This is a genomic window from Paenibacillus sp. FSL L8-0470, assembly GCF_038008625.1.
In the GTDB taxonomy this organism is placed as follows: Bacteria; Bacillota; Bacilli; order Paenibacillales; family Paenibacillaceae; genus Paenibacillus_AQ.
The window spans coordinates 2,634,208-2,657,728 of the sequence record NZ_JBBOZM010000001.1 but is presented as its reverse complement, the minus strand read 5'-3'; the positions used below and the strand labels follow the sequence as shown (position 1 = coordinate 2,657,728).

27 protein-coding genes are annotated in these 23,521 nt (G+C 53.3%); 4 read left to right on the top strand and 23 right to left on the bottom strand.

The window, feature by feature from the left end:
* Window positions 1-16: 16 nt before the first annotated feature.
* The 5 genes from NST99_RS11925 to hemE form a co-directional block, all read right to left on the bottom strand.
* A complete protein-coding gene (locus NST99_RS11925; protein ID WP_341097624.1) occupies window positions 17-748 on the bottom strand; it encodes a glycerophosphodiester phosphodiesterase in 732 nt (243 codons plus the stop codon).
* Between the two features lie 102 nt (window positions 749-850).
* Window positions 851-2,143 carry a CapA family protein gene (locus NST99_RS11920; RefSeq protein WP_341091841.1) on the bottom strand — a complete coding sequence of 431 codons (1,293 nt, stop codon included), beginning with the start codon at window positions 2,141-2,143 and terminating at the stop codon, window positions 851-853.
* Between the two features lie 239 nt (window positions 2,144-2,382).
* On the bottom strand, window positions 2,383-3,858 hold the full coding sequence (gene hemG / locus NST99_RS11915) for a protoporphyrinogen oxidase (RefSeq protein WP_341091839.1): 1,476 nt from the start codon (window positions 3,856-3,858) through the stop codon (window positions 2,383-2,385).
* A complete protein-coding gene (hemH, locus tag NST99_RS11910; RefSeq protein ID WP_341091837.1) occupies window positions 3,855-4,811 on the bottom strand; it encodes a ferrochelatase in 957 nt (318 codons plus the stop codon). Before hemH ends, hemG begins: the two co-directional genes overlap by 4 nt.
* A gap of 54 nt (window positions 4,812-4,865) precedes the next feature.
* Complete coding sequence (gene hemE, locus NST99_RS11905; protein ID WP_341091836.1) at window positions 4,866-5,927, bottom strand: uroporphyrinogen decarboxylase; 1,062 nt, start codon at window positions 5,925-5,927, stop codon at window positions 4,866-4,868.
* A 227-nt stretch (window positions 5,928-6,154) separates the two neighbouring features.
* Here hemE and NST99_RS11900 point away from each other — a divergent pair, with 227 nt between their 5' ends.
* A complete protein-coding gene (locus NST99_RS11900; RefSeq protein WP_038589591.1) occupies window positions 6,155-7,375 on the top strand; it encodes an MFS transporter in 1,221 nt (406 codons plus the stop codon).
* Between the two features lie 44 nt (window positions 7,376-7,419).
* Here NST99_RS11900 and NST99_RS11895 read toward each other — a convergent pair whose 3' ends face one another.
* A complete protein-coding gene (locus tag NST99_RS11895; protein ID WP_341091833.1) occupies window positions 7,420-8,049 on the bottom strand; it encodes an O-methyltransferase in 630 nt (209 codons plus the stop codon).
* A 186-nt stretch (window positions 8,050-8,235) separates the two neighbouring features.
* On the opposite strand from NST99_RS11895, the gene NST99_RS11890 reads away from it, so the two are divergent.
* On the top strand, window positions 8,236-9,378 hold the full coding sequence (locus tag NST99_RS11890; RefSeq protein WP_341091832.1) for a THUMP domain-containing class I SAM-dependent RNA methyltransferase: 1,143 nt from the start codon (window positions 8,236-8,238) through the stop codon (window positions 9,376-9,378).
* Between the two features lie 127 nt (window positions 9,379-9,505).
* Here the strand turns inward: NST99_RS11890 and NST99_RS11885 are convergent, their stop codons facing one another.
* The 10 genes from NST99_RS11885 to NST99_RS11840 all read right to left on the bottom strand — a co-directional run bounded on the left by NST99_RS11885 (window position 9,506) and on the right by NST99_RS11840 (window position 16,547).
* Entirely contained in the window at window positions 9,506-10,330 is an 825-nt protein-coding gene (locus tag NST99_RS11885) for an aldo/keto reductase (protein ID WP_038589582.1), read from the bottom strand.
* Between the two features lie 248 nt (window positions 10,331-10,578).
* Complete coding sequence (locus NST99_RS11880; protein ID WP_038589579.1) at window positions 10,579-10,818, bottom strand: DUF1450 domain-containing protein; 240 nt, start codon at window positions 10,816-10,818, stop codon at window positions 10,579-10,581.
* 41 nt (window positions 10,819-10,859) lie between these two features.
* The gene (locus NST99_RS11875) at window positions 10,860-11,162 is read right to left on the bottom strand and encodes a HesB/IscA family protein (RefSeq protein ID WP_038589576.1); all 303 of its coding nucleotides are present in this window, start codon (window positions 11,160-11,162) and stop codon (window positions 10,860-10,862) included.
* Between the two features lie 126 nt (window positions 11,163-11,288).
* Window positions 11,289-11,540, bottom strand: coding sequence for a hypothetical protein (locus tag NST99_RS11870; protein WP_038589573.1), 252 nt, complete (start codon window positions 11,538-11,540; stop codon window positions 11,289-11,291).
* 180 nt (window positions 11,541-11,720) lie between these two features.
* The gene (locus tag NST99_RS11865) at window positions 11,721-12,929 is read right to left on the bottom strand and encodes a M14 family zinc carboxypeptidase (RefSeq protein WP_341091830.1); all 1,209 of its coding nucleotides are present in this window, start codon (window positions 12,927-12,929) and stop codon (window positions 11,721-11,723) included.
* A gap of 320 nt (window positions 12,930-13,249) precedes the next feature.
* Complete coding sequence (gene racE, locus NST99_RS11860; protein WP_341091828.1) at window positions 13,250-14,056, bottom strand: glutamate racemase; 807 nt, start codon at window positions 14,054-14,056, stop codon at window positions 13,250-13,252.
* Window positions 14,057-14,320: 264 nt separating this feature from the next.
* Window positions 14,321-14,767 carry a YtxH domain-containing protein gene (locus tag NST99_RS11855; RefSeq protein ID WP_341091824.1) on the bottom strand — a complete coding sequence of 149 codons (447 nt, stop codon included), beginning with the start codon at window positions 14,765-14,767 and terminating at the stop codon, window positions 14,321-14,323.
* Between the two features lie 100 nt (window positions 14,768-14,867).
* Entirely contained in the window at window positions 14,868-15,530 is a 663-nt protein-coding gene (locus NST99_RS11850) for a helix-turn-helix transcriptional regulator (RefSeq protein WP_341091823.1), read from the bottom strand.
* Window positions 15,531-15,611: 81 nt separating this feature from the next.
* Complete coding sequence (locus NST99_RS11845) at window positions 15,612-16,046, bottom strand: DUF86 domain-containing protein (protein WP_341091819.1); 435 nt, start codon at window positions 16,044-16,046, stop codon at window positions 15,612-15,614.
* A gap of 213 nt (window positions 16,047-16,259) precedes the next feature.
* Window positions 16,260-16,547, bottom strand: a complete 288-nt coding sequence (locus tag NST99_RS11840) for a Dabb family protein (RefSeq protein ID WP_341091816.1) — start codon at window positions 16,545-16,547, stop codon at window positions 16,260-16,262.
* 164 nt (window positions 16,548-16,711) lie between these two features.
* On the opposite strand from NST99_RS11840, the gene NST99_RS11835 reads away from it, so the two are divergent.
* Complete coding sequence (locus tag NST99_RS11835) at window positions 16,712-17,296, top strand: helix-turn-helix domain-containing protein (RefSeq protein ID WP_341091814.1); 585 nt, start codon at window positions 16,712-16,714, stop codon at window positions 17,294-17,296.
* 215 nt (window positions 17,297-17,511) lie between these two features.
* Window positions 17,512-18,318: an MBL fold metallo-hydrolase gene (locus tag NST99_RS11830; RefSeq protein ID WP_341091813.1), complete on the top strand. Its 807-nt coding sequence runs from the start codon at window positions 17,512-17,514 to the stop codon at window positions 18,316-18,318.
* A gap of 68 nt (window positions 18,319-18,386) precedes the next feature.
* Here NST99_RS11830 and NST99_RS11825 read toward each other — a convergent pair whose 3' ends face one another.
* The 7 genes from NST99_RS11825 to NST99_RS11795 form a co-directional block, all read right to left on the bottom strand.
* On the bottom strand, window positions 18,387-19,013 hold the full coding sequence (locus NST99_RS11825; RefSeq protein WP_341091810.1) for a class I SAM-dependent methyltransferase: 627 nt from the start codon (window positions 19,011-19,013) through the stop codon (window positions 18,387-18,389).
* A 14-nt stretch (window positions 19,014-19,027) separates the two neighbouring features.
* Complete coding sequence (locus tag NST99_RS11820; RefSeq protein ID WP_341091808.1) at window positions 19,028-19,786, bottom strand: GNAT family N-acetyltransferase; 759 nt, start codon at window positions 19,784-19,786, stop codon at window positions 19,028-19,030.
* Window positions 19,787-19,871: 85 nt separating this feature from the next.
* Entirely contained in the window at window positions 19,872-20,057 is a 186-nt protein-coding gene (locus NST99_RS11815; protein ID WP_341091807.1) for a DUF6157 family protein, read from the bottom strand.
* 101 nt (window positions 20,058-20,158) lie between these two features.
* Complete coding sequence (gene rpsN / locus NST99_RS11810; protein ID WP_076112279.1) at window positions 20,159-20,428, bottom strand: 30S ribosomal protein S14; 270 nt, start codon at window positions 20,426-20,428, stop codon at window positions 20,159-20,161.
* Between the two features lie 53 nt (window positions 20,429-20,481).
* Window positions 20,482-21,690 carry a metal ABC transporter substrate-binding protein gene (locus NST99_RS11805; RefSeq protein WP_341091805.1) on the bottom strand — a complete coding sequence of 403 codons (1,209 nt, stop codon included), beginning with the start codon at window positions 21,688-21,690 and terminating at the stop codon, window positions 20,482-20,484.
* An 18-nt stretch (window positions 21,691-21,708) separates the two neighbouring features.
* Window positions 21,709-22,563: a metal ABC transporter permease gene (locus NST99_RS11800; RefSeq protein ID WP_341097623.1), complete on the bottom strand. Its 855-nt coding sequence runs from the start codon at window positions 22,561-22,563 to the stop codon at window positions 21,709-21,711.
* Complete coding sequence (locus NST99_RS11795; protein WP_340899203.1) at window positions 22,509-23,216, bottom strand: metal ABC transporter ATP-binding protein; 708 nt, start codon at window positions 23,214-23,216, stop codon at window positions 22,509-22,511. The genes NST99_RS11800 and NST99_RS11795 overlap by 55 nt, the downstream gene beginning before the upstream one ends.
* Window positions 23,217-23,521: the final 305 nt, after the last annotated feature.

Genomic DNA, 23,521 nt, shown 5'->3' with positions numbered 1-23,521 from the left:
TCCATTGGCAATGTCCTTAAGCTTTCAGAAAAGTTTCGCCCCAGATATCCGGACGGTTCGTACAGATCATAATATCGGAATGCATCTCAGCCAGACGGCGCATCTCCTTCGCCTTGTTCACCGTCCAGGCCATCGTTTTGACGCCGCGTTCGGCAAGCAGCTTCGCCAGCCCCGGATTCAGCCTTGCAAAGCTGATGGACAGAAAGGAGCAATCCAGCTCCTTCAGCTTACGGGCCGGATCACCGGTTCTGGAATCATAAATCAGACCGGTGCGAAACCGAGGATCCAGCTCCTTGATCCGCTGCAATGCCCCGGCATCAAATGAGGTCAGCACAACATCATCCCGCATCCCTTTGGAAGAGACAAGGTCGATGACTGCCTTCTCCAGACCCGGATACATATCACCGCTGGTCTTCAGTTCAATATTCAGGCGCAGCCGGCCGGAAGCAAGCTCAAGCACCTCTTCCAGCGAAGGTACCCGCTCCCCCCGGAAGGCACGTCCTTTCCAGCTTCCCGCATCCAGGCGCCGGAGATGCTCATAATCCATGTTCTTAATCTTGCCGTGCCCGTTCGTCGTCCGGTCCAGCGTAAAATCATGAATGACGACTGGCACCCCGTCTCTGGTGAGCTGAACATCAATTTCCATCCAGCGTACATAAGGCAGAGCAAGCGCCATGCGAACGGCTGCGAGCGTATTCTCCGGTGCTTTCCCGGAGAATCCACGGTGGGCTACACACATGTTTTTCATCATAAGTACCTCCAGCAGAAGTATGGTCTGTCTCCGGATTCCCCCCGTGAGTTCTGCAGGGTACCGGTGCGAGCTGCTTACGACTATCTTATTGGTTTAGCCCTATTTGCCGGCTTGTAAGACGGTTCCGTCGTTTCTGATGGTTACGAGTCCTGAAGATAAGGATTGAACCTTATTCAGCAAAAGCTGTCCATTCAAATCATTCATAGGCACCGGCTGGCCTAATCCGGCGTCCATCGGGCTTAGTTTCAGCGAACACTCGCCTTTGACCGTGCATTGTGCCTGAAAAACAGCGGTCTCCCAAGTAGCAGGAACCTTGGACCGTGTAAAAATAAAATTGCCTGTGCTGTAAGCGATCCATTTGCCCTTGTACGGCTCTATCCCCTGCAGCACATGCGGGTGGCCACCCATCACCAGGTCTGCTCCGGCATCAATAAAGCTGCGACCCAGCTCCTGCTGGGTCACATCATATTGTTCAACCCGTTCCTTCCCCCAGTGGACAACTACAACGACCAAGTCAGCCTTCTTCTTGGCAGCGGCGATGGCTTTCAGTCCTTCTCTGCTGTCATAGACAGAAGCAACACCGGGCTTCTTCGCTCCGGCGATCCAGTCCGTATGAGGAATAACACGCGTGAAGCCAAGCAAGGCTATCCGGATTCCCTGGCGCTCAAAATACTGAGTCGTATAAGCTTCCTTGCTGTCGGCTCCTGCTCCTACATAAGGAATCCCCCGCTTGCTGAGGTTGCTCAGAGTATCGAGCAGCCCCTGCTCCCCTTGATCCAGCGTATGGTTATTGGCAAGATTTACCGCATCCACACCGGCTGACTTCAACGCATCCAAGGCCTCTGGTGCTCCCTTGAACACAAACTGCTTGTTCTCGGCGCTCACACCACCCGTAGTAATCGGTGTTTCCAGATTCACTACGGTGAGATCATCCTTCTTAAACATTCCATTCAGGGCAGAATAGGAATAATCATACCCTTTCTTCTGGAGCAGTTCCCCGACCTTGCCGGCAAAAATGACGTCCCCGGCAAAATTCAGCGTGACTGTGTCCCCGGCATTCTCCGGCAATCCGGAAACCGCATCGACGGTATTCTGACCTCCATCTCCGCCATCTCCATCGTCTCCGGAACCTGTTGCAGTCTCTGGAGCTCTACTAGCCTCGGGGGACGGCGTTGCCTCTGCTATATTCTCCTGTACCGGTGAAGCCTCAGTAGAGGGGTCTGGAGTAGGTTCAGCACTAGCTGTGACCTCAGGAGTTACGGTGGCCGTAGCTTCAGGCTCAGGTGTCACGGCATCCGGTGAGGGCGAAACTACCATCTCTGACGGCGGTGGCGGGGCAGCATTCTCTTTGTCGTGATCTCCAATAAAATAATAGGTTAGCATAGCGGTCATCAACAAAAGCATACTTACGTTGGTCCACGCCCAAACCCTTCTGCGTCGGCGTTTAGTGCTGCGCTTATTGTTCTGTCGTGTGCGTGATCTCGGCGGATACATGGGTACAAACAATCCCCTTTGCCTTTAAATTGGTTCTATTATAGCATAACTCATGCTGCTCCCTCCAAAATAGCCGGGCGGGAATTCCATAATAAAAAAACGGTGAAGCGCCACCACCTCCGCTTCACCGTCTGGTTCTAACCTATGGATGCACCCACAGGTGCGGGCTGCTTGTTCAAGCTTCCGGCTGCGGCTTCAGCCGTCTCCTTGGCCTGTTTGATGCAATCAGGCATTCCGATGCCATCATAACCGGCGCCAAAAGCGTAGACGCCCGGGAGCTTCTGCGATAGCTCACTCCGCAGCCCTGCGATACGGCCGGGATGGCCGACCGGATACTGCGGCATGGAATGCTTCAGCCGGGTAATCTCCGTGAAGAGCGGCTGTGCACCCACTCCCATAATTTCCCGCAGATCCTTGCGTACCAGCTCAGCAAGCGCCTCATCCGGCAGCTCAACATTCTGTTCATCGCCTGAACGTCCGACATAACAGCGCAGCAATACCTTGTCCTCAGGGCTTGTATGCAGCCATTTGGTAGAAGTCCAGGTGCAGGCGGTAATATTGCGCCCTTCCTTACGGGGAACAAGGAACCCCGAGCCGTCATATTCCGTAACAATATCCTTCTTGGCAAAGGCCATTACCACATTGGCTACCGACACATAGTTGACGTCATCCAATGCAGACACATCCACATGGGGGCGGAGCAGCCCAGCGGCAGCAAAATTCTGCACTGTGACGTATATATCGTCAGCCAGCAGCGTTTCGCCGTTATCCAGCTCTACCGTGTAGCGCGGACCGGATTCGGTTGCAGCAGAGCGGCCGCTATCTTTGCGGACGGTAATACGGGCGGCGCCCGTTCCGGTGCGCTGCTCCACATCATGCAGTTCATGAATCAGGGCATCAACCATACTTTGCAGTCCTTTGCGAAAGGTCAGGAAGGCGCTTTTTTTGGTACCGGTATGCGTCTCAACAGGCTTGCGTCCCGTAGTCATTCCACGGATGAGACTGCCGTATTGGCGTTCCACCTCACCGAACTGGGGGAAGGTCGCCTGTAGGCTGATCTTGCGCATATCTCCGGCATATATACCGGCAAGCAGAGGTTCGGTCATATTCTCCAGCACCTCAGTGCCAAGACGGCGCTCAATCAGCTGGCCGAGCGATTCATCTTCGCTGCTCCGGCGCGGCGGAAGAACGAAGTCCAGCATCGCCCGCATTTTGCCGCTGAACGACACAAGCCCGCTCTTCAGGAATGGCTTCAGCTCTGTAGGAATGCCGAGAACGAGCCCCGCCGGCATAGGGTGTAGTTTGCCGCGCTGCAGTATGTACGTCTTTTTGGCATTCGGATTGGTGGTGACCAGCTCATGATCAAGCTTCAGTTCCTTGGCCAGATCGCTCATGGCCGTTTTGCGGGCCAGAAAAGAATCCGGCCCTTTCTCAACGACGAAGCCGTCACGTTGCAAGGTTTCGATCTTACCTCCCAGCACCTTCTCCTTCTCGATCAGCACAATATCCGGCTGTATTCCGGCTTCCCGGTAGTATTTGCGAACGTAAAAAGCGGCGCTGAGGCCGCTGAGGCCTCCGCCGATGATGACTACCTTACGGGGTGAACCCGTCATGACTGGTTCACCTTCAGTTGACTGGCTTTGGTGCGCACCACATCGCTGAGGACCGACATATAGGCCGGGTCACTGTTCAGCGAATCGGTGCGCATCAGCCGCAGATCCAGTTCCGAAGCCAGTGCCTGCGCCTCAATGTCTAGGTCATACAGCACTTCCAAATGGTCGGAAACAAAACCGATCGGGGCCGACAGCACGTATTTCACCTGAGCTTCGCCAAGCTCGTGCAGCGTATCCAGAATGTCCGGGCCCAGCCAAGGCTCAGCCGTTCTGCCCGCACTCTGCCAGGTAAACTGCCAGGAGGTTACACCAGCCTGCTCGGCGATGGCTTTTGACGTTTCCAGCAGCTGATCCCGGTACGGGTCGCCCATGGCCAGAATCCGTTCAGGCAAGCTATGGGCGCTGAACAATACCCGAACCTCATCCCGGGCGGCACCGGTCTCTTCAAAGAGGTCAAGCTTGGCAGACACTCTGCGGGTGAGCACATCAATCAGCTCGGGATGCAGATGATAGCTCTCCACAAATTCCATATTGACTCCGCTGGCTTCAGCCTTTTCCTTGGCACGTTTAATGTAGGTTCCTACACTCATTACCGAATAATGGGGGGCAAGTACAATCCCGACCGCCTGGGTGATGCCATCCCGCGCCATAGCTTCTACACCGTCTTCGATAAACGGATGCGCATGCTTAAGCCCCTGATAGCACACATATTGAACATCCTCGCCGCTGTGGCCGCTGTTGAGCGCCTCCTGCAATGCCTCCACCTGCCGGTCTGTGTTCTCTCTAAGCGGGAAGACCCCGCCGACAATGGCTTCATAACGGTCCTTTAGTTCTTTCAGCTGCTCGGCTGAAGGTGGATTGCCGCGCCGGATGTGGGTGTAATAAGCCTCTACGCCCTCCAGACTTTCAGGCGTGCCGTATGACATCACGAGAACTCCGATTTTTGCTGTCACAGATTCCATCCCCTTTTACGAATAATGTCCATACTCTGCAATCTGCTGTTCAACCTAAGCTCTTGGCTGTGCAGCTTCTTTCAGCGCCTGCTCCGAGTACTCGTGCACATACTCAGTCAACTCTCTTAGCGTGTCCAGAGAAGCCTCAGGAAATAAGCCGTGACCCAGGTTGAAAATATACCCCGGCTCCCTTATGCCTTCATCAATCAGTTCCTTGGCCCGCTCCTTCAGTACCTCCATCGGTGCTGTAAGCAGATAAGGGTCCAGATTACCCTGGATGGCAAATCTTCCGCCTGTTCTTCGTCTGCCTTCACTCAGGCTCACACGCCAGTCGACTCCGATGACATCAGCCTTAAGATTCGTTAGGCTTGGCAGCAGTTCGCCGGAGCTTACGCCGGGAAAATAGATCTTAGGTACATCGAGATCCGAAAGTTCGGCAAAAATACGCGTAATAGTTGGCAGGACATATTGTTCAAAATCACGGGGAGCCAGAGCACCTACCCAGCTGTCGAACAGCTGGAACGCTTTGCCGCCGCTGCGGACATGGGCACGCAAATAGGCGATCACCATATCTCCCAGCTTCTCCATCAGCTTCTCCCAGACCCGGGGCTGGCTGAACATCATCTCTTTCGTGCGGTGATAGCTCTTGGAAGGCCTGCCTTCGATCAGATAGCTTGCAATGGTAAACGGCGCGCCTGCAAAGGTAATCAGCGGCACCTCCAGCTCCTTGTCCAGTATGGCAATGGTCTTGAGGATGTGGCTGAGATCCCCTTCTACATCAATCGGCTTCAATCTGTCCACATCGGCTGCGGAGGCAATCGGATTCTCGATTACCGGGCCGATATTCTTGACGATGTCGAATTTCACGCCAAGCGACGCCACCGGATTCATAATGTCAGAATAGAGGATCGCCGCATCCACACCCAGCTTGCGTACAGGCATCAGAGTTACTTCCGCTGCAAGCTCAGGCTGGCTGCAGATTTCCAGCAGCGAGTATTTCTCCTTGATTTTACGGTATTCTGGATCATAACGTCCGGCCTGGCGCATGTACCATACAGGAACATGGTCAGTCTCTTGCTTCTTACAGGCACGGATAAAAGTGTCATTGTAGGTCATGATAAGATCTCCATTAGATTTGATAGGTTATTTGTAAACACATATAACTTATTATGCCCTTTTTAAAAGTAGGTAACAACCACTCCACCCTTCATGGAATGACAATCCCATGACATTACTATGACAAGTGTTGCACCGTCCAGCCAAAAAACTATGATATACTGATAGAATGTCAATTTTTCGTGAATATTTTCTCTTTGAATCCTCTGAAAGGAAGTGAAAGCACTTTGAAGAATTGGGAGACATGGAAAGTCAACCTCATGGTGCTTTGGTTTGGCCAATTCCTGGTAAATGCCGGGATGACCATGATTACCCCGTTCCTGTCCCTTTATCTTGCCAAAGATCTGGGAGTCCAGGGTGATCATGCAATCGGAATGTGGGCCGGTCTTATTTTCGCCGCGAACTTTCTGACCTCATTTCTGTTCCAGCCGTTGTGGGGCAAGCTGGCCGACAAATACGGCCGCAAAATTATGCTGCTGCGCTCCAGCTTCGGCATGGCGATCGTCATTGTGCTGATGGGATTTGCGCAGTCTCCAATGCAGCTGCTGCTGCTCCGTTTGCTGAACGGAACCATCTCCGGCTTCAACCCGGCCTCCATCGCGCTCGTCTCGGGAACGACACCTAAACCCCGGATGGGCTTCGCCATGGGGCTGATGCAGTCCGGGTCGGTTGCCGGTACTATTCTGGGACCGCTGATCGGCGGGGCGCTGGCTGACTGGATCGGGTTCCGCCCGATCTTCTATGTCGTCGGGGCGCTGCTGTTCGTCGCCTCGCTGCTGGCCTTGTTCCTGGTCAAAGAGAAATTTGACCGGGTCGAGGCCGCGCAGGTTCCGCAGGTTTCCGTAATGGAAGGCTTCAAGGAGCTGGCCAAGGTTCCGCAGCTTCCGGCCTTGTTCGGCGTAACCTTTCTGCTGCAGTTTGCAATGATCAGCCCGATGTCGCTGCTGCCTCTCTATGTCGAGAAGCTGCACGGCTCCGCTGTGAACATCGCCTTCTGGGCAGGAATGGTCAGCGCGGTTACCGGAATCTCCAATATGCTGGCCTCCCCGGTACTGGGCAAGCTGAGCGACAAAATCGGCGCCCACCGGATCTTAACCTTTGCGCTGATCGGAGCTTCGCTGTTCCTGATCCCGCAGGCTTTTGTAACCAGCGTCTGGCAGCTGATTATTGTCCGTTTCCTGATGGGCGTCTTCATGGGGGGGCTGCTCCCGAGCGTCAATGCACTTATCCGTTCCTATACGCCTGACGGTAAGGAGAGCCGGGCTTTCGGCTTCAACAGCAGCACTTTGGCCCTTGGCAATATGCTGGGAGCGGTGATCGGCGGATTCCTGTCGGGCTATATCGGCATTGAGGGCCTGTTCATCATCTCCGGCTGCTTCCTGCTGATCAATACCGTCTGGGTACGGCTCAAGCTGTATAAGAATACGGAGCCGCGGCTATTCCGCTAACGCAGGAAACAATCCCGTCAGGTACCCTAAGCGCAAATCCGGTGTTACTTTACTACCGCCAAAGCCAGTCCGTCATAAGCGGGGAGCAGTGTACTATTCAGGCGTGGATCAGATGCTATCATTTCATTGAAACGGCGCATCGCCTGCACGGCGGGTCCGTTCTTGTCCGTGTTCAAGGTGCGGCCGCGCAGGAAGATATTATCCCCGGCGATGACCGCACCCGGGGAAGCCAGCCTGATCGCATATTCTAGATAATTCGGGTAATTCTCCTTGTCGGCATCAATGAAAAAGAAATCAAAAGACCGGCCCTCCGCTTCGAGCAGCTTCAGGCTGTCCAGCGCAGGGCCGATTTTATATTCCACTGTATCGCCGAATCCGGCCTGCTGCAGGTGGCGCTCGGCCAGTCCGGCATATTCGGCCTTCAGCTCAAGCGATGTCAGACTTCCGCCGTCCGCTAGTCCGCGGCACAGGCAGATGCCGCTGTACCCGCCAAGCGCGCCGATCTCCAGAATGTTCCTTGAACGGGACAGGCCCACCAGCATGGTGAGCAGCCGTCCATAGCCCGGAGCGATGGACACCTCTGGCATGTTGTTCCGGGCGATTGCTTTCTTCACTTCAAGCAGCAGCTCATCCTCTGTATAAAGCTGTTCGCTGTATTCTTCTTGGTTAGGCATATGTATTCTCCTTTAGTTCATGTTGTGAAGTCCCGCGCATTCCCCTATACTTAGAAGGATCAGCTGCGCCGTCCTTGACGAGGCGCATATTTAGGATGCCGCAATACGCTGTATCGCCTTGCGGTAACTTACCTTATTGTACTGGCATTGCGTTACCATCTACAAGTTAAACGGAGTTGAGAGCATTTGGGCAAATTACAATTGATCGCCACCGCCCCCATGGGGCTGGAGGCTGTAGTAGCACGCGAATTAAACGAACTGGGTTATGAGACCACCGTCGAGAACGGACGGGTATTGTTCAGCGGAGATTATATCGACATCTGCCGCTGCAATTTATGGCTGCGCACCTCAGACCGTGTACTCGTTAAAATGGGCCAGTTTCCGGCCAAAACCTTCGATGAGCTGTTCGAAGGCGTCAAAGCGATCAACTGGGAGGATTGGATTCCCGAGAATGGGGAATTCCCTGTGGAAGGCCGCTCGCATAAATCCCAGCTTACCAGCGTACCCGCCTGCCAGGGGATTGTCAAGAAAGCCATCGTCGAGAAGCTGAAGCTTTCGTACCGTACGGAGTGGTTCCCCGAAAATGGACCACGTTATGTGGTTGAGATGATTCTGCTGAATGATATCGCCCTGATCACGCTGGACACGACCGGCCCGGCGCTGCACAAACGCGGCTACCGCCGTCAGGCTACAGAAGCGCCGCTGAAGGAAACGATGGCGGCCGCCCTGATCCAGCTCAGCCGCTGGAACGGCCACCGTCCGCTGTACGATCCTTGCTGCGGCTCAGGCACGCTGCTGATTGAAGCGGCGATGATCGCCTGGAACATCGCGCCGGGACTGCGGCGTTCATTCCCTTCCGAGCATTGGCCGGAAATCCCGAAACGTCTGTGGGAGGAAGCCCGCGAGGAAGCCTTCGACGCCGTGCGCGATGATTATCCGCTGCAATTGACCGGGAGCGACATTGATCCTGCGGTGATTGAAATTGCCGAAGCCGCCGCCAAAAGCGCCGGTCTTGCCGGTGAAATCACCTTCAAGAACATCGCTGCCGCGAAGGCACGGCCGGAAGGCGAATACGGCTGCATCATTACCAATCCGCCTTACGGGGAACGGCTCAGCAACGACAAGGAAGTCGAGCGCCTGACCCGCCAGTTCGGCGAAATGATGCTGTACCTCCCGACATGGTCCTTCTTCGCCATCAGCCCGTCAAAAGAATTTGAGCAATTGTACGGACGCAAGGCGGACAAGCGCCGCAAGCTGTATAACGGGCGGATCGAATGCCAGTATTATCAATACCTTGGGCCGCTTCCACCGCGCAACCCTCAAAGCTGATTACGATACGGTGCTGTTTCACAGACTTTAAAAGAAAACCGGGTAGCGATCCTCCAGTTACGGATGGATCGCTGCCCGGTTTTTTAGCAAGGCTGCTCCCATAAGCCAGCTCATGGCTTTTGACTCCCTAGAACAACAATTTATCCGGATCAGTGCCGATCCGCTCCCCGGCGTCCAGTCCGCTGATCGCAGCCAGTTCCTCCTGCGACAGCTCGAAATCAAAGATTTCGCTGTTCTCCTTAATTCTGGACGGAGTGACCGACTTCGGAATAATCACGATACGGCTCTGAAGCCCCCAGCGCAGAATAACCTGTGATACGGTCTTGCCATGCTTGTCCGCAATGTTCTTCAGCAGCTCGTTCTCCTGCAGTCTGCCTTTCATCAGCGGAGCCCACGCTTCGATCTGAATGTGATGCTGTGCGCAGAAATCATGCAGCTCCTTCTGGATAAACCGCGGATGCAGCTCCACCTGATTGATAACAGGCACAGTGTCACTGTCTTTCAGCAATTCCTGCAGATGATGAATCTGGAAATTGCTGACCCCGATCGCCCGGACGCGGCCTTCCTGATTAAGGCGCTCCAGTGCACGCCAAGTCTCTTTATATTTATCCTTGCCCGGCCAATGGATCAAATAAAGGTCGATCACATCCAGTCCCAGCTTCTTGCTGCTGGTCTCAAAAGCCCGCAGGGTCGTATCATAGCCCTGATCACTGTTCCATACCTTTGTGGTCACGAACAGGCTGTCCCGGTCTACTCCGCTGGCGGCTATCGACCGGCCCACTTCCTCTTCATTCCCATATACCGCTGCGGTGTCTATGCTCCGGTAACCCAGCTCAAGAGCGGTCGTGACGGCCTTAGCGACCTCTTCGCCCTCTGCTTTGTAAGTGCCGAGACCAAACCAGGGCATGACAACCCCATTATTCAGAATCGTTCCGTCGGTAAGATGCTTCATACAGTATCATTCCCTCCTATGTATACATCAGTTTAGACAACAGGTTCATTATACCATGTGCCTCCCCGGCTCCCAAACCAGGCAGAACCTGAGCGGATCGGCAGAACCGGAAAGACCGAAGAGGACACACTGCAAATTTGCGAAAGTAAAAAGCCCCCGCTTGGTCAGCGGAGGCGAATCTTGTTGTGGGTGGCAATGGGTCGGCTAAACAACCGTTCGATTGCCACCCCTTGAGATATATGACGGAGTTATTCCTTAACTGCCGGCTGCTTGACAAAGGCTGCAGCTTTCGCCAGCACCTCATCTTCAGTCGGAGCACTGATGTAACGGCCGTTGATATAGATAAAGGCCCGCTTGCCGCAAGGTCCGCAGTAGGACTTGCAGCCAATCTTGATCTCCGCATCGGGAGCCATCTTGCGCAGCTTGGGAAGAATGCTTTTCATTCTCGTGTAATTGCATTGATCGCAAATTTGTATTTCGTTAGCCATAAAGCAACCCTTCTTAATGTCCGTAAGGTACGGGCGAACGTTTAGTGATCGCCATGATTTCCTTTAGACGGATTAGTGATGACAAAACCTTCTTCAGGGAAATACAGGTAATCAATCTTCACCCCATCCAGCAGCGGCTGGTTCGGATCGAGAATCACATCGATCTCCTTATCTGTGGATACTACCACATCATTCTCTTTAGGCGTGTCCAAATCCAGACCGTAGTGGGCATGGTCGCCGTGAGCATGGGTAATGGCTACGCGCAGCTTGAGCTCGCTGTTGCCTTCAAGCTCCATTGTTTTCTTTATCACTTTAGCCGCATTGCGGGTAATTTTGACGTTCATCCTCATCCATCTCCCAGGCATCTTAAATTTAAATACTCAATAATTTATTTTAAGGAAAGTAACCTGTAAAAGCAACCATATCGGCGAAATAGATCAGAACGGAGCGTATAAAGATTCTCTAAAAATTCATCTTCCGCTCTTCAGGGCAGGATATTTGCGGTCCATCCGCGATACAAACCAGCCCATCAGCAGCATCGTCACACCAATGTCGTCAATCGGCAGAAACGGCATAAAATCAGGAAGCACCCAGTAGAGCAGCACTGGTATGGTGAACAGCAGCTTGTCCCCTATCGTGACATTGGGAGAAATGACATACTGCCAGGAATTACGGAAGATATGGGACCATTGTTTAAGCGAAAGCAGTTTTCTGAATTTCATGACGGTCCTCCTAAATAATGATATAGGTAATATATTGAATCCAGACACTGGGATAATATTGGACAGGGCTTAATCAGTTATCTCCATAAAAAAGGATTCAGCCGCAAAGCACGTATAGGAATGACTGCGGCCGTACCCTTTGCTGTTATATTACGCAAATTTACAGAGTTTGTTTCATTTTTATTTCAAATTTGAGAGTATAGCACCCAAAATAAGCCCGGTTTCCAGCGCCATGTCTTCAAAATCAGCCAGCGGCAGCGGATTTTTACCGATTCCCAGCTCCACCGTGAAGCCCGGCTTCCGGAAGCGCTGAATGAACCAGTCCTTATAGCCGGCATCGCTGCCGCTCAGCTCAACGGCCCGGTAGCCGCTCGCCGCTGCCAGCCTTGCCGCCCATTCCTTGCTCTCCGGCGGCTCATATCCCCGGTAGTTCCAGTAGATCTCTCCGCCCTGGCTGTGCAGGGATACGGCTGCATCACCGGGATACTGCTCCGCCAGAACCATCAGCGCGGCGGCTTCCGGCTCACTGAGCGGCTCCGGTCCGCTGTAGTCCCGCGGGGCAGGACCCGGCACTCCCCGGCGCGCCTGTTCCTCTTCCCAGTGGGCCGGAAACTGATCCCCCAGGTCTACCCCGCGGATGTTAGCCTTCCAATGCCGGAAGCTCCGCCGCCCGCAATTCCATTGCAGCAGCTCCTCATAGTGGGGCTGGCCGGGCAGTACCCCCTCCTGCACCAGCTCCACCCCATCCGGATTAGCCATAGGTACTGCCCACAAGGTCCAATGCTTATGCCACTCTTCGGGGCGGTGGCCGTGCCAATCCCTGCCTGCGTCATACGCAGCGGCATATTGTTCGATGAACGACATCAGGCACGGCGAGGTCAGCCACTCGTTGGCATGTAGTGCAGCGTTGACATGGAGGTGACGGGGCCCGCTGCCTATCCTCAGCAGGTGGAGCGGCTTGCCGAGCACACTTGCGCCAATGCTGTCTCTTGTAACAAACGGGTATTTGGCCACCAGTTTGCCGATATCCTGCTCGACATCATCCGGACCATATTCACTGCGTACAGACACTACAGACCGCGAAGCCGCCGGAGGAATAACCAGCACTTTGCCCGGTATGCAGCAGCGGCCTGAGGTCACTCCGGGATTCAGCATTTCAAGCTCATCTATACTCACATTAAATAAAGCGGCAATCAACCCAGCGTCATCCCCCTCCTGTACAGAATAACGTCTGCGCGGAGCGGAAGGCAGAAACAGGATTTGGCCCGGATATAAATAAGGCTGCCTGCCGGCCCATGGGTTTCCTTGAATTACATGCTCCGGTGTAAGTCCATGCCTGGCGGCAATTCGGCTAACGGTATCTCCCCTGCGGGCAATATATTGCTGCATATGTCTCATCCTCTCGGCCCTCTAGTTGCCGTCATCCCTGCCGCCCGGGCGGACAATACCCGCGGAGACAACGGGACACAGCCCTCAACCCTATTGTATGCAGCCCCTACTGCCCTGCATGAAAGAAATGAGCACAGTTTGCCCTTCCGCACAAATAAATGTAAACGCATACAATAATCCTGAATGTTTTTTGTATGGTATAACTTCCGATACTATTAAAAAAAGACCCGGAGTGATACCTCCCGGTCTATCCTAAACGCCCTTGATTCTGAAATTTCCGAATCCGAGGGATTGTCCCTATTGTTTCCTCACAGTAAAGCCTATAACGAAGATACCTGCCACACAACGGGAGTGCGCTTAATCTGTTCTCCAAGCCAATCGCGTGCGATCCGCTGGAACATCTCGGCATCTCCGCTGCAGAAAAATTGATGAATCGGACTTTCATCCCCGCGGGCAAGCTTACCTTTGTCATATAGGATCGTGCTAATCTCCCGCGCGGTTTCATCTGCGGAGCTGATCAGCTTAACACCGGGTCCCATGACCTTGCCAATCGGTTCTACCAGGAACGGATAGTGGGTACAGCCCAGAATCAGTGTATCAATCGGTTCATACTTGATCCCGTTGAGAGATTCCGCCACCGCCGCTTCACTCTCCGCCGTGCGGAACAACCCCTGCTCGACATAAGGGACAAGCGCCGGGCAGGCCTGACTGACTACCTTGACAAACGGAGACAACTCCTGAAGCGCTGCGGTATAGGCTCCGCTCTTAATGGTTCCGATGGTGCCAATTACGCCGACCTGGCCTATTTTGGTTGCGCTGATCGCCGCACGGGCACCGGGATGGATAACTCCGATGACAGGAATGGATACCTTGGCGGAGATATAGTCAAGAGCTGCCGCAGTTGCAGTATTGCAGGCAATAACGATCATTTTAGGATTAAATTGAATTAGATAGTCCACGATTTGCTCGGTGAACAGTTTCACTTCCTCGGTTGAACGGGGTCCGTAAGGGGCGCGGGCAGTATCTCCAAAATAGATGATTTTCTCCCGCGGGAGCTGTCTCATTACTTCTTTGACAACCGTAAGTCCCCCCACACCCGAGTCCAATATTGCTATAGCTTGCTGCACGAACACACCGCTTCCTTTTACTTGTTTTGTGTAGCTTATGTAAGGCTTAAACAAAGTGTACCTGGCCTTCAGCCCCAATTGCAGATAATACTCCTTTTGCCGTTACAGTTCAAGAGAAGCATTGATCGGCTCCGGTGTCCAGCCCATTATTCCACTGTTGTTCCAGCCGCCAAGAGCCACCTTCCGCCACGTTGCGAAAAGCGGCTCTTGGCCGGAAGCGTATATATCATTCGGATTCCCTGAGCATAACCTATCCAAGTGAAATCAGGCGGTCTCACCGTTGCCTTTGTCGTCCTTCACTCCATCCTCCAGAACGTCTTCGATCTCCACTGCGGGTTCATCACTGCCTGCGGCAACCTCTTCAAAAGCAACTTCCGCAACGTCCGATACTGCCTCGGGCTCTTTAACTGAAATTCCGCTGAGGGTAATATACTTTTCTTCCTCACCGGTATGAATGTGCTGCTTGCTCCATTCCTTGACTTCGGTTACAACCGTTTCTACCGCCTCTTTAGCTTTACCGTACAGCTCCGCGCCTTTGTCTCCGGCCTGCCCGGCGACATCCTGCACCTTATCAATGGCTCCGGTGGTGCCTTCCGCAATCTCTTTACGCAGCTCTTTGCCCGGTTTAGGAGCGAGCAGCAGGGCTGTCACTGAACCTACCACACTACCAGCCAAAATACCCCACAGCAAACTTTTGGATTCCTTTTTCATCCTCAATCTCTCCTTTGGATTCAAGTGCCTCTGCCCGGCCACCCGGGCAATCGCCTAGTTCTGGTATATCATAAGCATGGATGTTTTGTCCCGTGACTGATTAGGGAATCATTTCAGAAGTTTTGTCTTTTTCTCTGGGCGTAATATCGTAACGGCAGCACTGGCCGCCCTCCGCCATACATTCACTGCGCGTAACTTTGGCGTCCAGCAGTTCCTCGAACAGCTGATGCTCACATTGGCAAGCCTTCCGGTATTGGGTCGCTACCTGGCGGATCGGACAATTATATTCGCGCATAATATAGGAGCCGTCCTCTTCCTTATTCCATTCAGCCATGTAACCTCCGGCATTCTGGATGGAAGACAGCTCGGCAACCCGCTCCTCCAGATTGCAGTTCTCCATCATTGGAGCGTACTGGGCCAGCATCCGCCGCCGCCGGCCTTCGAACAGTACATTGACGGCCTCCAGGCCGCTGCCGTGATCCAGCTCCCGCAGCAATTCAAGCGCCAGGTTATGATAGCTTTTGGGAAAATGGTCTTCAGCCCGCTCAGTCAGTGAATAGACATGCAGAGGACGGCCCATAGCCTGGCGGACGACCTTGGTCTTGGCCAGCGATTCCTGCTCCAGCTGCAGTACATGACGCCGTACGCCCATCTCGGTAATTCCCAGTTCCTCCGCCAGCGCACCGATCGTCAGCGGGCCTTTCTTCTTCAGAAGTGTCATAATCAAACGTCGTGTAGATCCGCCTTCCTGCCCCTTTTTCATCCGCAAGGACCTCCTCTCTTTCACGGCTGTCGCCGTGTATAATAGTTGTGCAGCACTGGCTTAGTTCAGGCTATTTCCCAGTTATTGTCCGGCACCCAGCTCCTGGTCCAGATACCTGTGCACTTCCTCCGCGAACTTCTCCAGCACCTGCGGAAGCACATCGGTTAACGGATGCAGCGCGCTGCGCTCCCAGGTATAATAATCCTGCACCAGCGGTTTGCGCAGTGCTACGAGCTGGATAAGCACCTCGTAGATTCCGCTGTCACCAAGGACTTTTTCTTCATGGATAATGGAGATAATATCTTCATAGCTGCCGGCATCACGCATGATGAACCCGTCGATCAGGTAGCTGCCGACATCAGTCACCACCTCTATCGCCAAATGCAGGCATCGTTCCTGAACGAGTCCTGTGAGGATGCTGCCATCCCATGCAGATGCCGCATGTTGAAGACCGGCTCTGATATCGGGGATTTGGCCAAGTATCATTTCGATTTGCTTCCGGTTGACATAATACACAGCTGACCCTCCAACTCTGGTAGTTTAAATAGAACGAAAGTAATGGCTGCTACTTTCCGCGTTTGCCGCGGCGCTTCAGCCAGAACAGCATAATAAAGCAGGCTGCCAAAAATACGATCAGATACGTTAAGGCTTCCATCGGATACTCAAGCTCACGCATTTACGTCACCGCTTTCGGTATTTAATGGGTTTTCCTGCTACAGTCATACTGCTTTAGATTTCGTAATCTACTGCAATCGAAAGCTCCTTGACCTCATTGATATGGGCAATAACTTCCTTATGGGCCGGGTGAACCTGGTAAGCCTGCAAATCTTCCATGGATGCTACCACCGTTACAAGTGCAATATCAAAGGAACGCTCGGAATGAATCAGATCGGCACCGACCTCGATGGAGAGCAGCTGCGGAATTTTGCCTTCCATGTTCCGCAGGACCTGAACTGTGGCATCGACCTTCTCCGGGGACCGGTCTTTCAATTTAAAAAACACAATATGCTTAATCATCTATTTCGCTCCCAACGATTAAATTTGTAAAATGATTATTAAAAATATATCATAACACCATCACTTCTGAAAGAAACTTAAGCATGTATGTAAGCAATTACAGCATTAACCATTGCAGCACTTCAGAAAGTATTGTAGTATAACCTTAAAAATTCGGAGGAAGTATGCCTAAGAATCAACCAGAATCTCACAAAATCCAGGCCTGGTCTCTGATCAACCGTAAATATCTCGGACAAGGTGTACGGGTCAAAAGATTTCGCCGGCCTAAACGCAGCCAAATCCGCAACCGTGTGCTGCTTGCCATCCTGATGGCCAAGGACATTAAGCTGTCCCGGCTTGCGGAAGAGCTCTCCGTCTCCTCGCGTAGTGTAAGCGCCTGGGTGTACGAAGGCCGCATTCCCTCCAGAACCAATCTGGACAAGGTCTGCCGCCTGCTTGGCTATCCGTCCCACATCCTGTTCAACGAGGCACTTGTACGGCAAAGTCCGATAGTCTGCCAGCCGACACCTTCACGGTTTATGAAAAGAACGCTTGCGGGCTCCCCCCGCAGCAATGTCATTCTTACGGGTCTGTGCATGGTTTACGATTTCTCCGTCACCGATGTCAGCATCTGGATCGGTGTCCATCCCGGCACCTTCCGCAAATGGCTGCATCAGAGCCATCTCCCAACCCTCGCACTGCAGGAGAAAGCAGAGAATTTCTTCCATATCCCGCGGCATATCCTGTTCGCCGATTGCGAGCTGCATTAATCCGATTTAACCGCAGGTTCATCCAGCAAACTGCTTGTCCTAAGTACATTTACTCAATACCCAAACACACAAGGTCCTTCTTCATTGCGAGAAGGGCCATTTGACGTTTCCTCCTGATGGGAATTGCTTTGTGAAGCTATGCTTTTTATTTTATGAAAAAGGCCATACTACATGGTGAACTCACTTTGAGCTAGTAACAAACAGGAGGAACGCGGATGGAATGGAACGGTATACTGACTGCCGGTTTTACCGAAACATGGGAAGTGGCAGCCGGAGTGTTGGGTCTTCGGACCTTATTTGCGAACACAGCTTTTATTGGCCGGTCTGGATCAGATTGGATTCTGGTCGACACAGGCCTTGGAAACTTCGCAGGGAGCATTATGCACATAGCCAGAGAGCAGTTTGGCAAACCGCCGCAGGCGATTGTGCTGACGCACGGGCATTTTGATCATGTCGGCAACCTGAAGGAGCTGCTGGAAGAATGGAAAGGAACTCCGGTGTATGCCCACCCCTTGGAGCTGCCTTATCTCACCGGTAAAGAGGATTATCCCCCGGCTGATCCATCCGTTGGCGGCGGCCTGATGGCCGTAGCAGCCCCGCTTTATCCCCACCGTGGCATTGATCTCGGCGCAGATGTGCATCCGCTGCCGGAAGATGGAAGTGTTCCTGGGGCCAAAGGATGGACATGGGTGCATACGCCGGGGCACAGCCCGGGGCATATCTCACTTTTCCGTCCCGAGGACAGGGTGCTTGTAGCAGGAGACGCTTTAATTACAGTGAAGCAGGAATCGGCATTTGCGGTAATTACACAGCACAAGGAACTGCACGGTCCTCCGGCTTATTTCACGTTAGACTGGGTGGAGGCGGAGAAGTCTGTGCGCAAGCTCGCACTTCTCGATCCGCAAGTCATGCTTGCCGGGCATGGCCTGCCCATGGCTGTTCCAGAGCTGTCGCCCGCATTGGCTCATTTATGCAAGACATTCAAGGAGCTGTCTGTCCCGACTCAAGGGAAATTCGTATAGGTCTGAACCGCGTGGCCGGCAAGCTGAAATCCGGTTACGCGGACTACAAAAAAAGCGCTGCTAGGGTTCTATCCTCTTTTGCATGCGAGAATAGTTCTCAGTATGTATTCATGGCTTCCGCCCTGCGGACTGTGCAGCGAATCCGTAAATGTGCCAGTCTCTACAATCTCCGTTCCGGCAAAATGCTCACGCAAATCGGCATCGCTGAAAAAGTGGGCATATTTTCCCTCCTTATACTCGTAGGTCCCCGGCTCCAGCCTTCTTCCGCAGCCATAGTTCGGATCTTCATCAGAGAAGCTGGTGAAGTAGAGCAGGCCACCGGGCCGCAGCTGCGCAAGAGCCGCATCAATCAAATTGCACCGCTCACCGGCAAGAAACAAGTGCAGCACATCGTAACAGTAGACAGCATCCACCTGGTGCTCCAGCTGAGGCTCCAGTGCCGATCCTTCGATAAACCTTGTTCTGCTGTCCCATTCCGCAGCAAGCTTCAGCGCAGCACTGCTCAGCTCTATGCCGTAAGTGTCAAACTGAGACGAGAACACCTTCGTATTGCGGCCATAGCCCGCACCCGGAACCAGGACGGACTTGACCCCCTGCTCAAGGAACCACGCTTTAGCCCGTACCGCCGATCCGCTGGGCTGTTCTCCCCAAATCATACCTTCCCGGGCAAATCTTTCGCTCCAGTATTGTGACACATGCACCGCCTCCTCTATTCCCGGATTTTGACCCTGTACCAATACTCATAAATCTCCTTGTAGCCCAGCCTGTCGTATAGAGCCGAAGCGCCTTTATTCGCCTGTACCACCTGCAAAAAGGAGGCTGCGGCACCCTGGGCCTTGGCCCAGTGGAGCAGTCCCAGAATCAATTGCTCCGCCATCCCTTGTCTGCGGTGAGCCGGAGCTGTGATGATATCATACAGCCCTATGTACCCATGCTGGATTACCCCAAGCCCGCAGGCAGCCGGAAGACCCTCCTTGAGCAAGAGAGCGTAACCTTGCTTCAAACAGGAAGCGGTCAGCATTCGGCACAGCGTCTCCCGGTTCCCGGAGGACAACCCGGCAAAATCAGCGAAGGCCTCCAGCCACTCCTCTGTCAGCTCGCCGCGGATCTGCAGCGTATAGACATTGTGTAATTCAGGCAGGTCCTGCAGGTCAAGAACACGGACGGATGACGGCTCGACGAGGCCATATTCCTGCGACTCCAGTTCCTTATCCAGACCGGCAGGCCGGGCATACGGAGTGATTTTGAATACGGGATTCAGCCCTGCATCCTCATAATATTGTTCTGCAAGCCGGATCTTCCCTAACATTCCAAGTCCGGCATCCTGTTCCTCCGGGCCGTAGAGCGGGTTGACCGAATTCGCCCGTTTCGTATAGCCCGCTGCCGAACGCAGCACCCAGCCCTCCAGCATTACGCTCTGCTCCGCAGGCCAGGTATTCAGCGTAAGCTCTTCTATTGACTTGTACAAACTTGTTCCTCCCTTCTCAGCTGCGTTTGCTGCGCATTGCATTCAGCAGCTTTACGCCTGCATCCTCATGTGACGTAAAGTGATCCTATTTAGGTGATGCCTTGGCATACAGGGCAATTTTGCCCTCATCATTAAAGTGCATGCCCCAGCCGTACCGTTTGGACAGCCTCGAGGCCCGCAGGCAGGGATTGCTTTTGGAGAACAACGCTCCCCATATTTCGATGAATCTCCCTGCTGGAATCAATCCTGCTTTTCTTCTATAATAGTCCACTCCGTAAACCCAGGCAAAGATAATGAACACAGCAAAACGGCCAATCCCCTGTAAAGTTGGGAATTAGCCGCTTCTTCAAAGCTGGAACACAACACCTGATTTTACCAGCTGGACTTGGTTATACCGGGGATTTGACCCTTCAGCGCCAGATCCCGGAAGACGATCCGTGAAATTTTAAATTTGCTTAAATACCCTCTGGGTCTGCCGGAAACAGTGCATCTGTTCTTTTGCCGGGTAGCGGAGGAATCGCGCGGCAGCTTCTGCAGGGCCATATAATCTCCTTTAGCCTTCAGCTCTCTCCGTCTATCTGCGTATTTAGCCACCAATTCCTGCCGTTTTAATTCTTTGACTACTTTTGATTTCTTGGCCATATTATATATCCGCCTTCCGTTGTTTGATTGAGTTGCCAATGATGAATCCTGCTCTATTCGTTAAGTGCCGTCTTCAGCGCTTCCAGGTTCTGACGCATGATACCGATATAATCAAGGTTATTGCTGCGGTCCTCATCCGTCAGTCCTTCGATCGGATTCAAGACAGCGGCCTTAGCACCAATTTCCTGGGCAATAGTATCAGCCACACTGGAGGATACCAGCGTCTCGAAAAAGATTGTTTTTACGTCATGGGCCTTGGCGAATTCAACAATTCCGGCCATTTGGGCAGCAGATGGCTCCTGTTCCGGAGAGAGGCCGGCAATCGGCACCTGTGTCAGGCCGTATGCCTCAGCCAAATAGCCAAAGGCAGCATGCTGGGTAATAAAATCTTTGCGTTTTGAATCTTTGAGTCCATCCTGAAACTCTTGGTGCAGTGCCTCCAGTTTGGCAATATAGGCCTCAGCGTTAGCTTTGAAGGCAGCCGAGTTCGCTGGGGAAGCAGCGGACAACGCGGCTTCGATTGTACGCACTTCCTTGATTGCAAGTTCAGGAGCTAGCCAGACATGGGGGTCCAGACCGCCATGATTATGAGCATGGCCTTCCTCCGCATGTCCGGTTTCTTCATGCTCGTGATCATGGCCTTCCTCCGCATGTCCGGTTTCTTCATGCTCGTGATCATGGGCTTCCTCCGCATGTCCGGCTTCTTCATGCTCGTGATCATGGGCTTCCTCCGCATGTCCGGCTTCCTCATGCTCGTGATCATGGGCTTCCCCGGCATGTCCGGCTTCCTCATGCTCATGACTGTGAGCATCCGCTTCTTCCTCTGTGCCTTCCTTAATTTCAAGCCCTTTGCTGGCTTCCACGGTGACCATTTTACTGCCCGAAGCACTGTCCAGCACTTGCTCGACCCAGCCCTCCATGCCGGCTCCGTTATACACGAGCACATCGGCATCCGTAATCTTGGCCATATCCTGTGCTGTCGGTTCCCAGTCATGCGGCTCCATGCCGGCCGGAACCAAGACTTCGACATCGGCAAGCCCGCCTGCAACATTCTTGGTGAATTCATACATCGGGTAGAAGCTGACCTTAATGTCCAGCTTGTCTGCTGCCGGAACGGCAGTTGTCTCGGCTGCTGGCGCATTAGAAGCAGTAGCAGCAGTAGCGGCAGGATCTGCGCTATTGTTTTTGCCGCAACCGGCGGCAATCAGCAGGGTTGATAGGGACAAGACGGCAAGATGGCGGATATTGAATTTAGACTTCATAAATGTTAACTCCTGTTCTTATATGGGTTTATGGAATTTACTTAAGGATTTATGTGTGTTACGGCGGTTCCGCCGCCTGCTCAGCTTCTGCACTGCGATGGCGGTCAGCAGGAACAACAGCAGAATGAGGGCAATTGTGCCTCCGGGAGGCGTATTGATATAATAGGATGTTGCCAGGCCGCTAATAACACCGGTGAGGCCCACGCCAATCGAAATCAGAACCGCGGCGGTGAAGCCGGAAGCGACACGCAGCGCAAGTGATGCTGGCAGCACAATAAGTGCGGACACCAGCAATACCCCTACCACCGGCATCGCTGCCGCAACGGTCATCCCGGTGAGCACAGCGAACGAAAAGGATAACAGGCCCGTATGCACGCCGCCGATGCTGGCCGTCTCTTCGTCAAAGGTCAGGCTGTAGAGCGGCCGCCGCAGCAGGACGAAGTACAGCAGGCCTGCCGCTGTGACGATAGCAATCAGTCTAAGCTGGGTATCACTCACAGCTACGATAGAGCCGAACAGATACGAGCTGAAGCTCTTGCTCAGATTCTGCTGTAAGCTCATCAGCACAACTGCCAGCGCTAGCCCTGAGGTCATAATAATGGCAACCGGGAGCTCGCTGTATGTACGGTAAGAACGGCGTAGCTGCTCGATGACGATACCGCCGATGACAGCCACCGCGAAACCGCTGAGTGCGGGATTCAGCTGCAGCACTGAGCCCAGCGCCACACCCGCGAGCGACACATGCGAGAGGGTATCGGCCATCAGCACCTGACGGCGGAGCATCAGATATACGCCGAGCAGCGGCCCGATGATCCCGATCAGGCCCCCGGCCCAAAATGCACGCTGCATGAATTCGTAACCAAGCATTGCCAGCCCTCCTGTTCCTTCCGTTCCAGGCTGATCACTGTATCTAGATAAGCGCTTGTCTCCTCCAGGCCGTGCGTGACCATAATGACAGTGCGCCCGTGCTGGCTGACATAATGTCGCATCAGCTTGTAGAATCCGGTACGGCTGGCGATGTCCATGCCTGTGGCCGGTTCATCCAGCACCAGTACCTGAGGCTGTCCCGCGAGCGCACGGGCGATGCAGACCCGCTGCTTCTGCCCGCCGGACAATTCCCCGATCCGGCGGTCACGGTAGTCCCACATCTCCACCTGTCTCAGGCTGCGCTCGACAATTTCTTCCTCACTTTTCGTAAACCTGCCGAACAAGCCAAGCCGGGCATAGCAGCCGGAACGGACCAGTTCAATAACCTTGCTAGGAAATCCGGCATTGAAGGAAGCCACCTGCTGCGGAACATAGCCGACAGCAAGCTTGCCACCTCCTGTGATTTCCCGGTTCAGTGTGACTGTTCCGCTCCACGGACGCAGCAGACCCAACAACAGCTTCAGCAGCGTGGTCTTTGCCGCACCGTTCGGGCCGGTAATCCCGATGAACTGACCGGCTTCAATATCAAGCGACAGGGAGTCAATCACAGGCTCGTTCCCGTAACCAAACACCACATCCCGCATGGATGATAAAATCATGGCACATATCCTTTCTTACCTAATCCGCTTTGGATTAATCGTAAACATTACGTATTGACTCCAAACATATTATCGTAATGATAACGATTTGTAAACCCATTATGGCAAATTAATCGTAATTATTATGATTAACAACGATTAATGTCAGCACAAAATGCTGATTCCAAAGTCAACCGGGCATCTCCCGCAGCAGCCTATCTTCATAAAGAAAGCACATTTTAATAAAAGGACCCATTCTCCACTCTCATGTGGAAACAGGTCCTTCTAAATGCGAACTGGCTGAGGCACCCTCTATGAGATCCGCT